Raw genomic sequence first — 15107 nt, 5'->3', positions numbered from 1 at the left:
AAACCTTATGCCAAGAGATTTTGGAGACTAAAATTGTCTATTTGTCATTGTAATAGTGCCAAATTTGCAATACAGGTGACAAAATGTATTCTGTTTTTATTTATTTTATATAAGATAGATATTAATTTGATAACCTGTTTACTTCTTCTCGATCAGTTTGAATCTTATTCTTAGTGTTTGCCTTTCTTCGTCATAATCATGACTAATGATTTTGAAGGTACCCACTTCAGAAGTATTGGATACATGCAATCCGATGCAGGCGCAGGTATCATAATCTCCAATGCGGACAATGCGAAGAGTTTCGCTTGCATCGGCAGGTAGTTTACTTAAATCTACGATGTCTTTGGCCTGTTCATGAGTCATAAACTCAACAGTCACAGGTAGGTTCTGACTGATTACCTCGTTCACTTTATCTTCAATAGACTGGATTTGTTCCGCTGTCGGACATGACGAAAGTATATAGTCACATTTGCTCTTTTTCCTTTCGATGTGTGCATTGCGAGAACGTGGGCAGCCAAAGGTTTTCACCATGGTTGCATTGAGTAAATGCTCTGCTGTATGCATAGGAGGGTATTCCTGCTTGTTGTGATCGTTGAGCTGAATTTGCTGTTGCATAATTTAATAAGTTATTTCAAGTTTATTATTCAAAGCATAATTATCTGCACTATTTTCTGATTTGTAGTTTACTGTTTTATTATAAACTGACCATGTATTGACACAATGTCCGATTTCATGCATTAATAAACGTTCAAGATAATATCTTCTTGCACTTTCTTCTGTGAATTCAATATACCAGTTACCTCGTTCTTTTACAGGTTCAGACGCATAGCCTTTATACCATGTCAGTAGTTTGTGACTGGGTTTGCTTTTTCCTATGGAGATTTTGTTGTTTTTAGGAAATGGATATAATATAATGGCATATACTCCACTACCCGTAGTAAAATAACCTTGGCAATTTACTTTAGAATTAGGTTTGCGTAGCCATATGTGTGTTATACATGATACATCTTTTTCGGGTAATTGATTCAATACACTTTCAATATGGTCTATTGTTATTGGAAAATAGAAATCTCTGGACGGATTTTCCATTATATAAATGGGGCATTTATCAAATTCTGTTGGTTTTAATAAAGAGTGTTCTCTTTTCACTATATTGTCCTTTAATTTGATTCGCATTCTTCCTCCTTTAATGTCACCAAAGGTGCGACTTTTCTTCCAGGCTGTTTTTTTCTTATTTTGTTGATGTCTCATAGGTTTTATCTTTTGTGTTTATTCATGGCATTTTATATTTAGTCATTTATTGTTTTCAATAATGATTTTCTCTCCCAAGAAATGAGGTTGTTTATCTGTTCCTAAATCTATGAACATTTTGACTCTTGCGAGTAATTCCCGGATGTTAGTTTTCAGTCCGGCATAAGCATTTACATTTTGGGCGTTGTACCCGATGGCGTCTATTCCATTTTTCTCTGCAAGATAGATTGCTCGTTCGTTATGGAAGCGTTGGGAGATGATGGTCAGACGATTTTGTCCAAACACTTCTTTGGCACGTACAACAGAGTCGAGAGTCCGGAATCCGGCATAATCTAAATAAATGGATTTTTCAGGAATACCTTTTTGCATGAGTGCTTTCTTCATTTCTTCCGGTTCATTGTAATCCTCTTTACGGTTATCGCCGCTGATGAGGATATATTTAATTTTCCCGGCTTTATATAACTCTACTGTTGCAAGAATCCGATAATCGAAATATAAATTGTTATTTCCATTTTTCAACTTGGGAGAAGTTCCGAGAAGTAATCCTACATTGTTGGAGGGGATAGTATTTACTTCCGTATATAGTTTGGAGACTGTGTGTTTCTTGATTGTCCTGTTACATACAATTATGCTGATTACACACAGGATAGCTATTATTAGAGTGGTATAAAGTAGTTTGCGTTTCATGTTTCGGATAATAATTGTGACTTTACAAAAATACCATTCTTTTTTAGGAAATCAAGCATATAGACATAAAAAAAGGAGCAACGCCTTGCTCCAACCTTTGTTAACCTTAAATCTAATACTATGAAAAACACAGTGCAAAGATACGGACTGCTATGGAATTAGCAAATAATCCAAGAAAAAACGCATGTTATATAACATAGATTAAGAAAAAACTCCTTCGACTTAACGGTTATTTGTTGTTTTGGATGCCTATATATGGAGTTTTTTTTATCTTTGCATAAAATATTATATTACTAATACTTAATATAAACATGGATAAAAGAAGATGGGGCCAATGGATATTATTGGCTGTTGTTTGCTTGAGTTTCTCGATAGGAGAAAGCTATGCACAGAAAAATGATTTTGCTAATCTACGTCGTTATTCAAAAGAAAATGCTGCACTTCCACAAGCGACCAAGAAAGACAAACGGGTTATTTTCATGGGAAATTCCATTACGGAAGGATGGGTAAGGACTCATCCGGATTTTTTCAAATCAAATGGTTACATTGGCCGTGGAATCAGTGGGCAGACTTCCTATCAATTCTTGTTACGTTTTCGGGAAGATGTGATTAATCTTTCTCCTGCTTTAGTGGTGATTAATGCCGGAACAAATGATGTCGCTGAAAATACACAAGCTTATAATGAAGATTATACATTCGGAAACATCGTTTCTATGGCGGAACTGGCGAAAGCAAATAAAATAAAAGTAATTTTGACTTCCGTATTGCCTGCTGCCGCGTTTAAGTGGAGAATGGAAATAAAAGATGCTCCGCAGAAAATTAAATCTTTAAATGACCGGATAGAGGCTTATGCAAAAGCAAATAAAATTCCGTTTGTTAATTATTACAAAGCAATGGTGGTTGACGAAAACCAGGCCTTGAATCCTCAATATACTAAAGATGGAGTTCATCCGACGAGCGAGGGATATGATATTATGGAACCGTTGATTAAAAATGCCATAGAGAAGGCGCTTTGATTTATCATCACTTGAAGTAGGAGTAATCCAACTATAAAAAATGGGGAGGATTGCAGGAATAGATTCAGTCGTAATGAACGATCAGTCTATATCTGCAATCCTCCTTATTTATTCTTTAGAGAGTTTCCGTTATATCTTTCCAGCTGAGGCGTATAGACATAAAAAAAGGGAGCAACGCCTTGCTCCAACCTTTGTTAACCTTAAATCTAATACTATGAAAAACACAGTGCAAAGATACGGGATTCCGGTAACTTTGCAAATTATCAGCCCTTAACAGGTGTTTTTATAACACTAATTAATAGACTAAATACGAAGTTACAGGTTTGTTAAGAGTTTCAACCCTTAACAATCAGGCTATGATAGGTGAACAATGGGGAAATTTTATCCCCATTTCTCTTTCATCAAGTCCTCCAGTTTCAATAATTCGTCACGATATTGTGCGGCTTCGATAAATTCGAGTTTCTTGGCTGCTTCCTGCATCAGTTTGCGGGTACGCTCGATACTCTTTTCCATTTGCGCTTTACTCATATACTGCACTACCGGATCTGCGGCGATATTCGGAGTAGAAGGTTCTATATAAGCATGTCTTTCTTTTAACAGTTCATCTGCCTCTTTTGCATTGCCGAATACAGACAAGTTTCTGGCCTTTTTAATCTGTTGCGGGGTAATTCCGTTTGCCTCATTATATGCCAACTGCTTTTCGCGGCGACGGTTCGTTTCATCAATCGTCAGTTTCATGCTATCCGTCATCTTATCAGCATACATGATTACCTTACCGTTCACATTACGCGCGGCACGTCCCGCAGTTTGTGTCAACGAACGGTGGGAGCGGAGGAATCCTTCTTTGTCTGCATCGAGGATAGCGACGAGAGACACTTCCGGAAGGTCGAGACCCTCACGAAGCAGGTTCACCCCGATAAGTACGTCATAAACTCCTTGCCGGAGATCATCCATAATCTTCACACGTTCCAGTGTGTCGACATCACTATGGATATAGGTACATCTCACATTATTATTGAGAAGATATTCTGCCAGTTCTTCTGCCATTCGTTTGGTTAGTGTAGTGACGAGTACGCGTTCTTCCTTTTCAATACGGAGCTGGATTTCTTCCATTAAATCGTCAATCTGATTGAGACTCGGACGCACTTCGATGACAGGATCAAGCAGACCGGTAGGACGAATCACCTGTTCCACGACGATACCTTCCGACTGAATCAATTCATAATCCGCCGGTGTAGCACTGACGTAGATTACTTGTTTTGCCATCTCCTGAAACTCTTCAAATTTCAACGGGCGGTTGTCCATAGCGGCAGGCAATCGGAAACCATATTCCACAAGATTGATTTTTCGCGCACGGTCTCCTCCATACATTGCACGGATTTGGGGTACGCTTACGTGGCTTTCGTCGATAACGATCAGGAAATCATCCGGAAAGAAATCGAGCAAACAATAGGGGCGGGTACCGGCAGCACGGCCGTCGAAATAACGGGAGTAATTCTCAATTCCGGAACAATGTCCCAATTCCCGGATCATCTCCATATCGTAAGTTACTCGCTCATACAATCGCTTGGCCTCGTATTCTTTGCCGATAGATTCGAAGAAAGCTACTTGCTTGGTCAAATCATCCTCTATTTCATGAATAGCGCGGAGAGTAGCCTCTTTGGTAGTCATGAACAGGTTGGCCGGATAAATCTTATAGGCGTCAAATGGCGCGATAGTGACTCCTGTGATGGGGTCTACCTCTTCGATACCGTCAATCTCATCTCCCCAGAAGGTGATACGGAGCAGGTTGTCGGTATAAGCCAGATAAATATCCACCGTGTCGCCCTTGACCCGGAAATTTCCACGGTTCAAGTCAATATCATTGCGGACATACAAGCTGTCTACCAAACGACGTAGAAACACATTGCGGTCCATCATCCGTCCCCGTTCTATTTCGATGACATTTTTGTAGAAGTCCGAAGGATTTCCCATACCGTAGATACAAGATACCGAAGAAACCACTACCACGTCTTTTCGCCCGGAGAGCAGGGCGGAAGTGGTAGCGAGTCGGAGCTTGTCGATTTCGTCATTGATGGCGAGGTCCTTCTCTATATATGTATCACTGCTCGGCAGATAAGCTTCCGGCTGGTAATAATCATAGTAAGAAACGTAATATTCTACCGCATTATTGGGGAAAAATCCTTTAAACTCACTATATAGCTGGGCAGCCAGTGTTTTGTTATGGCTCAAAATCAAGGTGGGTTTATTGATATTGGCGATCACATTGGCAATGGTAAATGTTTTTCCTGACCCGGTCACTCCCAATAAAGTCTGTGCGGGAACTCCCTGAAGTACCCCTTCAGTAAGTTGTGCTATAGCTTCCGGCTGATCTCCGGTAGGTTTGTAAGCTGATGTTAGTTCATAATTCATAGTTAAATCCTAAAAAGTGGAGCAATATTCGGTAAAATAATCGAGATAACAAATCATTTTTCCAAATAAATCCTTTACTTTGCAACATATTAATATCAAAAAACAGATTCATACAACTAGTAATACCGGAAACACATGATTTGGAATGAGAGCATTGAGTGTATGGACCGCGAAAGTCTTCGCAAAATTCAAAGCATACGACTCAAGAAAATTGTAGATTACGTCTATCACAATACACCTTTCTATCGAAAGAAGATGCAGGAAATGGGGATTACTCCCGATGACATCAATACGATTGATGATATTGTAAAACTGCCGTTTACCACGAAACATGATTTAAGAGATAATTATCCGTTCGGACTTTGTGCCGTGCCGATGAGCCAGATTGTACGTATTCATGCTTCTTCCGGAACAACTGGAAAACCCACGGTTGTCGGATATACCCGTAAGGACTTGGCTTCATGGGCGGAATGTATATCGCGTGCTTTTACCGCTTATGGAGCGGGACGTTCTGATATTTTTCAGGTATCTTATGGATACGGACTGTTTACGGGAGGATTGGGAGCACATGCAGGAGCCGAAAATATCGGTGCTTCTGTTATTCCGATGTCCAGTGGCAACACGGAAAAACAGATAACCTTGATGCACGATTTCGGATCGACAGTGCTTTGTTGTACTCCTTCCTATGCGCTTTATCTGGCAGATGCTATCAAAGATTCCGGTTTACCACGTGAAGAATTCAAACTGAAAGTCGGTGCTTTCGGTGCAGAACCCTGGACGGAAAATATGCGTCATGAGATAGAAGAAAAGTTGGGAATCAAAGCATACGATATTTATGGATTGAGTGAGATTGCCGGACCGGGTGTCGGGTACGAGTGCGAATGTCAGCACGGGACTCACTTGAATGAAGACCATTACTTCCCGGAAATCATCGACCCGAATACATTGCAACCGGTGGAATCCGGTCAAACGGGCGAACTGGTATTCACTCATTTAACCAAAGAGGGTATGCCGTTGCTTCGTTACCGTACGCGTGATTTGACGGCTTTGCATCATGATAAATGCTCCTGTGGCCGTACATTGGTACGTATGGATCGTATTTTGGGACGTAGTGATGATATGTTGATTATCCGCGGTGTGAATGTATTCCCGACGCAGATTGAATCAGTCATTCTTGAAATGGAAGAGTTTGAACCGCATTATTTGTTGATAGTGGGTCGTGAAAACAATACCGATACAATGGAACTCCAGGTTGAAGTACGTCCGGAATTCTATTCGGATGAGATCAACAAAATGCTGGCTTTGAAGAAGAAACTGGGAGGACGTTTGCAAAGCGTACTCGGACTGGGAGTCAACGTGAAACTGGTAGAGCCTCGCAGCATTGAACGCAGCGTAGGTAAAGCGAAACGTGTAATTGATAACAGAAAAATGTAAATAAGTATTGGGAAACAAGTATTAAGTATCAAGTATTATCGCAGCCATTGGCATATGTCTGCATAGCTAATACTTAAAACTTAAAACTTGATGCCAATACTTAAAACTTAATACTTAATACTTAACAATGATGGTAGCAAAACAACTTTCTATTTTTTTGGAAAATAAGTCAGGCCGTTTGACGGAAGTGACTGAAGTGCTGGCGAAAGAAAATATCAATCTTTCTGCCTTGTGCATTGCCGAAAATGCTGATTTTGGTATTTTGCGTGGAATTGTATCCGATCCGGATAGAGCATACAAAGCTTTAAAAGATAATCATTTTGCAGTGAATGTGACTGATGTAGTAGGTATAAGCTGTCCCAATGTGCCGGGTGCTTTGGCAAAAGTGCTGGGATATTTATCAGAAGAGGGCGTATTTATTGAATATATGTATTCGTTTGCCAATAACCATATTGCAAATGTAGTGATCCGCCCCAGCAACCTTGATAAATGTATCGAGGTACTGAAAGATAAGAAAGTCGATCTATTGGCTGCAAGTGACTTGTATAAACTGTAAATATAACAGTGAGCAATAAATAATGAACGGTAAACAGTTGTGTTATCCAACTCAAGGACAACGCAACTGCTTACCGTTTTTACTATAAATATAGTGACGCTATCCAGTGAAGATAGCGACGGTATATGCTAACGATACCGTCACTATCCCGAACACATACCGTCACTATTGCGAGTCGTTTATAATCTGCTGTTTATAGTTTGTCGTTTGCAATTCGACGTCATTTTCTCTCCTTTTGTCGATGTTTAACGCCTTTTATGTATTAAAAAACACAGATTAATTGCTAAATTCCCAGCGAATAAGTAACTTTGCGCATTATTTTAAAATAGGATGAAGAAAAATATCATTATAACTTTGCTTGCGGCGGCTACTCTTACATCATGTGGAGAGTATAATAAATTGCTGAAAAGCACCGATTACGAATACAAGTACGAAGCCGCCAAAAACTATTTTGCGAAGGGACAGTATAATCGTTCAGCCACGTTGTTGAATGAGTTGATAACCATTCTGAAAGGAACTGATAAAGCGGAAGAATCTTTGTATATGTTGGGAATGAGCTACTATAATCAGAAAGATTATCAGACAGCTGCCCAGACATTTATCACCTATTTCAATACATATCCTCGTGGTACTTTTACCGAACTGGCACGTTTCCATGCAGGTAAGGCTTTATTCCTGGATACTCCGGAACCACGTTTGGATCAGTCAAGCACTTATCAGGCTATCCAGCAGCTGCAGATGTTCATGGAGTATTTCCCGAACAGCACAAAGAAGCAGGAAGCACAGGATATGATTTTTGCTTTACAGGATAAACTGGTTTTGAAAGAGCTTTATTCAGCAAGGCTATATTATAATCTGGGTAATTATTTGGGCAATAACTATGAGTCTTGTGTAATCACAGCTCAAAATGCATTGAAGGATTATCCTTATACTGATTATCGTGAAGAACTTTCCATTTTGGTTCTGCGTGCAAGACACGAAATGGCTATCTATAGCGTTGAGGACAAGAAGATGGATCGTTACCGCGAAACGATTGATGAATATTACGCTTTTAAGAATGAATTTCCTGAAAGTAAATATTTGAAAGAAGCCGAGAAGATATTCAATGAATCACAAAAAGTAATTAAAGACTAAATTTAAATAGATTTATGGACTACAAAAAAACGAATGCTCCTGCTACAACAGTAACCCGTGACATGATGGAACTCTGTGCTGATACAGGTAATGTTTATGAAACAGTTGCCATTATTGGTAAGCGTGCTAATCAGATCAGTGTAGAAATCAAAAACGATCTTTCTAAGAAACTGGCAGAGTTTGCTTCTTACAATGACAATTTGGAAGAAGTGTTTGAAAATAGAGAGCAAATCGAAATTTCTCGTTATTATGAGAAATTGCCGAAACCGGACTTGATTGCTACGCAAGAATACATCGAAGGGAAAATATATTATAGAAATCCGGCTAAGGAGAAAGAAAAACTTCAGTAATTTATTTTCTGACGAAGAATTTGATAGTCAAGTAGTAAGTGGGATGATGATCCCTACTCCTTATTGCTTGGCTATTATTGTTTAACTCAACTACTATTTAGAATACTTATGATTCAACGAATTCAAACTGTTTATTTATTGATTGTTGCAGGATTGCTGATTACAGCCATGTGTTTGCCGATGGGCTACTTCATTGATGCAATGGGAGAACATCCTTTTAAGGCATTAGGATTGGAAGTAAACGGTGCTATTCAGTCTACATGGGGCTTATTCGGAATTCTGATGGTTAGCACCATCGTAGCTGTGGCTACTATCTTTTTGTACAAGAACCGTATGTTGCAGATTCGCATGACAATTTTCAATAGCTTATTATTGGTAGGTTATTACATTGCTGCCCTTGCTTTTTATTTTGCATTGAAGAATGATGAAAATATGTTCCGTATAGGCTGGGCATTGTGTTTGCCGCTTGTTTCTATCATCCTGAATATACTGGCTATCCGTGCTATCGGACGGGATGAGGTGATGGTAAAGGCTGCGGATAGGTTGAGATGACATTTCTCCCTTTCGGACAATTCGTTATAAGATAAATGAAAAGCATCGCTTTACAAGGGTTAAAGCGATGCTTTTTGCTCTGTAAAGCGATGCTTTAGTAGCTATAAAACGATGCTTTGTAGATGTTCCCCCAGAAGGGGAAGAGGGGGAGGATTTTATTTCTTCAAGTCAAATAAGTATGTGAGCTTTATGGTAATTGTACCATGTGCTGCACGGGCGAAATAATCTTTCTTAGTAGTGCTGTAAAAATCAGACAGGGCAAAGTAATAGCGGCCTTCAACGATGAAGCTACCGGCTTTCTTTGTTCTCAGTTCTACACCACCGCCACCGGCAATACCATAGTCAAATTTATTTTGAATCTTAACTCCGTATAGGGCTTTCTGTGTATCAGATAAGCTATTCATGTCAATACCTTTTATTGTTTCCGATTCACTGATTAGAAAGCTGATTTGAGGACCTGCATGGACAAAGAATTGCAATCCTCTGTCTCGTCCGAAAGCGAGGTGAGCGAGGAAAGGAATATCTATATAAGTCATTTTGCGGGTGTAAGTTTTAGTAGGGTCCTTCGAAGTGACTTCATATCCGTTGGCGTCCAGTGATATTGTTTCAAATAATTGGTCCCAACCTCGTTGCGAAACATTCAACTCGACTTGTGCACCACAAATCATGGCAAAATACTTCTCGGATATATAACGTGCTGTCAAACCTCCGGTAATTCCCATCAAGCTATTTTGTTTGATGGTGGGGGTAAAAGAAACACTGTTTAAATTGACACCTCCATTGATACCTACCGATAAATTGCTTCGTGCTTCCCCGATTTGGGCAGCGGCAGGAAGGGTAAATCCTGTAAGTAGGAGTGTTGCGATCAAAAATGGTTTTATCTTTATCATTTTCGTATTATTCGAAGTCAAGTTTTACTAATTCAAAATTCTTAGTGAAACGTATGAAGAACACCTTTTTATTAATAAATCCTCCCCAGTTATTCACACGTTGGAATTTGAATCCCGTCTGGATAGGAGTCAGGTTCATTTTAGGCAGATTGTTTTCCAGTTCCGAGCCGTAAAGTGATAATCCTTTCAGAAAGAAGAAACCGGTGTCAAAACCCAGCATTGCGTAATTAGGGTATTTGCTTGCCAAGTCTTTGCTATACCATTTATGGTAAGCGTTGGTAAACTGCACAGCTGCTGGGAACAACGTATTTGTATAGAATGAAGAATAGAAATATACATCCAACTCAAAGAAATTTTCCAGATGATCTCTGGTATAGGTCTGCCATTCCGGATAGCCAAACAGATGAATATTCTCTGCAGGATTCTCTCTGACTAACAGCGTCAGTTGAGGAAGTATCTTAATCAGTAAGACGTTGTTGCCTGATGTCGGAATAAAGATGTTTTCTTTATCACTGCGGAGCGCTGCTTTCAGCGTTTCTTTCGTTGCGCTTTCGCTGACAGTTTTCATAGAGATGCCTTTGCTTTTCAACTCTTGTTTCAAGCCGCTGATAAATTCCGCTTTCTCCTTGTCAACGCTCACCGGTTCTATGAAGATAACGTTTGCATTGGGGAATTGACGGGTGAAGTGTTCATAAACCTCTGAATATAAGTAAGATTGAGGTGTGTTGATCTGATAAACTGCCGGATTGTTGAATACCTCTTCTCCTTTTTGAGAGAAAGGAATCACCAGGCGTATGTCGTTCTTCTCTGCGAAGTCGGACAATGGCTTTATTTGATTCTGATGCATCGGACCGAAGATGATATTCATACTTTTCATCTCGTTCTTGGCAAGAATCGTATTTAATGTAGAAAGGTCTTTTCCGCAATCATATACATATAGATCAAGAGAAATACCTGTACGCTTCAGACTGTCTACTGCCATCAGGAAACCTTCGTAATATTCCACCATGCGTCTGTCTTCCTGGAAAGGCAACAATAAAGCGGCCTTAATGGTAGACAGCTTTTGGGGAGTCTCTTTACTTTTGCGGAAAAGCTCGCTATTGCTGGGAGGAATAGCGTAAGGATCTTCCTTCTGTGTAGGTTGCACGGTCGTTGCTGCCGGGTAAGGGATGCAAAGGAATTGTCCCTTTTTCATGCCTTTTTTCAGTTCCGGGTTAGCCGCAATTAACTCCTGTTCGCTGATTCCATATTCACGGCTCACGCTAAAAATAGTCTCTTTGCGCTTTACCTTATGCATATCCTTGCATCTCGGAACAACAGGGCCTTGAATGGTGGTCTGTTCAGTAGGCGTTGGAGTGGCAGTTTGCTCTTCTTTTTTCTGCGGAATCAGGATAACCTGTCCGATGCGGAAATTTTCGGCACTCAAACCGGGGTTTGCTTCACAAATATCTTTGGCGGATACATTATACATGGTTGTCAGTTTGTATAGTGTTTCTCCGGCTTGAATCGTATGGAATGTTTCTCCCTTCTGACTCTCTTTCCCCGTAGGAATTTTGATTGTCTGTCCGGCATAGATCTTTTCGTCACAGCCCGGATTCAGACGTATGATGTCTGATGTAGTGACATTATACATCTTGGAGATGGAGTATAAACTTTGTCCTTTTTCGATGGTATGCAAGAAATAGGATTGGTTTTCTTGTGCATAACTGATAGCATATGAAACGCTTATAAAAAGCAAAAATAAGAATATACGGTTTATCGGTTTCATCAAATTATAACTATTGGTTCTTGAAATCAAGGAACAAAGGTACAAATAATGCCCTATATCTTCATAAGATTTGAGTTAAGAAAATAATATTGTGCTTTTTTAGGAGCATATTTCGGGCGGAAACATTAATTTTGCAACATTTATGGAAGGATATGAATATGCAGGAAACAGAATATATTAATGTGTACGGTGCGCGCGTGCACAATTTAAAGGATATTGATGCCGAAATTCCCCGTAACAGTTTGACTGTTATCACCGGATTGAGCGGTAGTGGAAAATCTTCTTTAGCCTTCGATACGATTTTTGCCGAAGGACAGCGTCGCTATATCGAAACTTTTTCAGCGTATGCCCGTAACTTCTTGGGCAATCTGGAGCGTCCGGATGTCGATAAGATAACTGGTTTGAGTCCGGTTATCTCCATTGAGCAGAAAACAACGAATAAAAATCCCCGTTCTACTGTAGGAACGACTACGGAGATATATGATTATCTCCGTTTGCTGTATGCCCGTGCGGGAGTGGCTTATTCGTATCTGTCGGGTGAGGAGATGGTGAAATATACCGAAGAGCAGATTCTGGACTTGATTCTGAAAGATTATAAAGGAAAGAAAATATATCTGCTGGCTCCGCTAGTTCGTTCACGTAAGGGACATTACAGGGAACTTTTCGAACAAATACGTAAAAAAGGATACCTGTATGTACGGGTGGATGGTGAAGTGCGTGAAATAACGCATGGCATGAAACTCGACCGTTATAAGAATCACGATGTAGAAGTGGTTATTGATAAATTAGTGGTAGCGGAGAAAGATGACCGGCGCTTGAAACAGAGTGTGGCAACCGCTATGCGTCAGGGAGACGGGTTGATGATGATTCTGGATGCCCAGTCTGAAAGCATCCGTCATTATAGTAAACGGCTCATGTGTCCCGTCACCGGATTGTCTTATCGTGAACCGGCTCCGCATAACTTCTCATTCAATTCACCGCAAGGAGCATGTCCGAAGTGTAAGGGATTGGGAGTAGTCAATCAGATTGATGTGGACAAAGTGATTCCCGATCGTGAACTTTCCATTTATGAAGGAGCGATAGCACCTTTGGGAAAATATAAGAATGCGATGATTTTCTGGCAAATCGGTGCTTTGCTCGAAAAGTACGACGCAACACTGAAAACTCCGATAAAGGAGTTGCCGGACGATGCGATTGATGAAGTCTTGTACGGTTCTGATGAACGGATTAAAATCAAGAGTTCGTTGATCGGTACTTCCTCCGATTACTTTGTTACTTACGAAGGAGTGGTGAAGTATATTCAGATGTTACAGGAAAAGGATGCTTCTGCAACAGCACAGAAATGGGCGGAACAATTTGCCAAAACAACGGTTTGTCCCGAATGTAAAGGGGCTCGTTTGAATAAGGAAGCTTTGCATTTCCGTATCCATGATAAGAATATCAATGAGTTGGCGAATATGGACATCAACGAGTTGTACGACTGGTTGATGAAGGTGGATGAGTTCCTTTCCGATAAGCAGAAGAAAATATCGGTGGAGATTCTGAAAGAGATTCGCACCCGTTTGAAGTTCTTGCTGGACGTGGGGTTAGATTATCTGGCATTGAATCGTAGCTCTGTTAGTCTTTCCGGTGGTGAGAGTCAGCGTATCCGTTTGGCTACACAGATTGGTTCGCAATTAGTGAATGTACTTTATATTCTCGACGAGCCGAGTATCGGTCTGCATCAGCGTGATAATCTGCGTCTTATCAACTCATTGAAAGAACTCCGCGACATGGGGAACTCCGTGATTGTAGTGGAACATGATAAGGATATGATGCTGGCTGCCGATTATGTCATCGATATGGGTCCGAAAGCCGGACGTCTCGGAGGCGAAGTCGTTTTCGCCGGAACCCCGCAGGAAATGCTGAATACAGATACGATGACTTCGCAATATCTGAATGGGAAGATGAAGATAGAAATCCCTGCCAAGCGTAGAAAAGGAAACGGGAAATCTATCTGGCTGAAAGGAGCGAAGGGGAATAACCTGAAGAATGTAGATGTTGAATTTCCGTTAGGTAAACTGATTTGCGTAACTGGTGTATCAGGAAGTGGAAAATCCACCTTGATTAATGAAACTTTGCAGCCGATTCTTTCACAGAAGTTCTATCGTTCCTTACAAGATCCTTTGGAATACGATTCGATTGAAGGGCTGGAAAATATAGATAAGGTAGTAGATGTGGATCAATCACCTTTGGGACGTACGCCACGCTCCAATCCTGCGACTTATACCGGTGTGTTTTCTGATATCCGTAACCTGTTTGTAGGTCTGCCGGAAGCTAAAATTCGCGGTTATAAACCGGGACGTTTCTCCTTTAATGTTGCAGGTGGGCGTTGTGAAGCATGTACGGGAAATGGTTATAAGACGATTGAAATGAATTTCCTTCCTGATGTATATGTGCCTTGTGAGGTTTGTCACGGTAAACGTTATAACCGGGAAACACTGGAAGTACGTTTCAAGGGAAAATCAATTGCCGATGTACTTGACATGACGATCAACCGTGCTGTGGAATTCTTTGAAAATGTGCCGCAAATCTTGAATAAGATTAAAGTCTTGCAGGATGTCGGACTCGGATATATAAAACTGGGACAATCTTCTACCACTCTTTCCGGTGGAGAAAGCCAGCGTGTGAAACTGGCAACGGAGCTATCGAAAAGAGATACGGGCAAAACTCTTTATATCCTTGACGAACCGACTACCGGACTTCATTTTGAAGATATCCGTGTATTGATGGGAGTATTGAATAAGCTTGTAGATAAAGGTAATACTGTTATCGTCATCGAGCACAATCTGGATGTGATTAAAATGGCGGATTATATTATCGATATGGGCCCTGAAGGTGGTAAGGGCGGGGGAGAACTCCTTAGTCACGGAACACCGGAAGAAGTTGCGAAGAGCTCTAAAGGATATACACCTAAGTTTCTTCGCGAAGAGCTGGGGCTCTAATTTAAATCATAGAGTGCCAACTTATCGGACAATCTTCGATGAGTTGGCACTTATCATATCATATTCTTTATTT

The 15107-nt window shown here is 40.5% G+C and carries 13 protein-coding genes; 7 read left to right on the top strand and 6 right to left on the bottom strand.

All coding sequences use genetic code 11. From position 1 onward, the window contains the following. Window positions 1-138 precede the first annotated feature (138 nt). From NXX38_RS20925 to NXX38_RS20915, 3 genes are read right to left on the bottom strand one after another with little or no spacing between them, the layout of a single operon-like run. Complete coding sequence (locus tag NXX38_RS20925; RefSeq protein ID WP_074558380.1) at window positions 139-615, bottom strand: hypothetical protein; 477 nt, start codon at window positions 613-615, stop codon at window positions 139-141. A gap of 3 nt (window positions 616-618) precedes the next feature. Continuing rightward, window positions 619-1251 carry a hypothetical protein gene (locus tag NXX38_RS20920; protein ID WP_074558378.1) on the bottom strand — a complete coding sequence of 211 codons (633 nt, stop codon included), beginning with the start codon at window positions 1249-1251 and terminating at the stop codon, window positions 619-621. A gap of 42 nt (window positions 1252-1293) precedes the next feature. After that, window positions 1294-1938 (bottom strand): vancomycin high temperature exclusion protein, encoded by a 645-nt coding sequence (locus tag NXX38_RS20915; protein ID WP_074558377.1) that lies wholly within the window; start codon window positions 1936-1938, stop codon window positions 1294-1296. Between the two features lie 311 nt (window positions 1939-2249). On the opposite strand from NXX38_RS20915, the gene NXX38_RS20910 reads away from it, so the two are divergent. Beyond that, window positions 2250-2954 (top strand): SGNH/GDSL hydrolase family protein, encoded by a 705-nt coding sequence (locus NXX38_RS20910; protein ID WP_074558376.1) that lies wholly within the window; start codon window positions 2250-2252, stop codon window positions 2952-2954. Between the two features lie 381 nt (window positions 2955-3335). Here NXX38_RS20910 and uvrB read toward each other — a convergent pair whose 3' ends face one another. Then, complete coding sequence (uvrB, locus tag NXX38_RS20905; protein ID WP_258980975.1) at window positions 3336-5366, bottom strand: excinuclease ABC subunit UvrB; 2031 nt, start codon at window positions 5364-5366, stop codon at window positions 3336-3338. A 135-nt stretch (window positions 5367-5501) separates the two neighbouring features. Between uvrB and NXX38_RS20900 the strand changes: the two genes are divergently transcribed. From NXX38_RS20900 to NXX38_RS20880, 5 genes are all read left to right on the top strand, one after another. After that, window positions 5502-6800, top strand: a complete 1299-nt coding sequence (locus tag NXX38_RS20900; protein ID WP_074558373.1) for a phenylacetate--CoA ligase family protein — start codon at window positions 5502-5504, stop codon at window positions 6798-6800. Window positions 6801-6930: 130 nt separating this feature from the next. After that, window positions 6931-7356 (top strand): amino acid-binding protein, encoded by a 426-nt coding sequence (locus NXX38_RS20895; RefSeq protein WP_148367570.1) that lies wholly within the window; start codon window positions 6931-6933, stop codon window positions 7354-7356. A gap of 330 nt (window positions 7357-7686) precedes the next feature. Continuing rightward, a complete protein-coding gene (locus NXX38_RS20890) occupies window positions 7687-8490 on the top strand; it encodes an outer membrane protein assembly factor BamD (protein ID WP_004299990.1) in 804 nt (267 codons plus the stop codon). Window positions 8491-8504: 14 nt separating this feature from the next. Beyond that, entirely contained in the window at window positions 8505-8840 is a 336-nt protein-coding gene (locus NXX38_RS20885) for a DNA-directed RNA polymerase subunit omega (RefSeq protein ID WP_004299989.1), read from the top strand. 108 nt (window positions 8841-8948) lie between these two features. Then, window positions 8949-9392: a DUF4293 domain-containing protein gene (locus tag NXX38_RS20880; protein WP_074638409.1), complete on the top strand. Its 444-nt coding sequence runs from the start codon at window positions 8949-8951 to the stop codon at window positions 9390-9392. Window positions 9393-9547: 155 nt separating this feature from the next. On the opposite strand, the gene NXX38_RS20875 is transcribed toward NXX38_RS20880, so the two are convergent. Continuing rightward, a complete protein-coding gene (locus NXX38_RS20875; RefSeq protein ID WP_148367475.1) occupies window positions 9548-10282 on the bottom strand; it encodes a porin family protein in 735 nt (244 codons plus the stop codon). A 7-nt stretch (window positions 10283-10289) separates the two neighbouring features. Further along, window positions 10290-12050 (bottom strand): LysM peptidoglycan-binding domain-containing protein, encoded by a 1761-nt coding sequence (locus tag NXX38_RS20870; protein ID WP_217722152.1) that lies wholly within the window; start codon window positions 12048-12050, stop codon window positions 10290-10292. 158 nt (window positions 12051-12208) lie between these two features. On the opposite strand from NXX38_RS20870, the gene uvrA reads away from it, so the two are divergent. Continuing rightward, complete coding sequence (gene uvrA, locus NXX38_RS20865; protein ID WP_258980971.1) at window positions 12209-15034, top strand: excinuclease ABC subunit UvrA; 2826 nt, start codon at window positions 12209-12211, stop codon at window positions 15032-15034. The last annotated feature ends 73 nt before the right edge of the window (window positions 15035-15107 follow it).

The organism is Bacteroides sp. BFG-637, from assembly GCF_024793605.1.
GTDB classification, from domain to species: domain Bacteria; phylum Bacteroidota; class Bacteroidia; order Bacteroidales; family Bacteroidaceae; genus Bacteroides; species Bacteroides vicugnae.
This window is presented reverse-complemented; position numbering and strand designations above follow the sequence as displayed.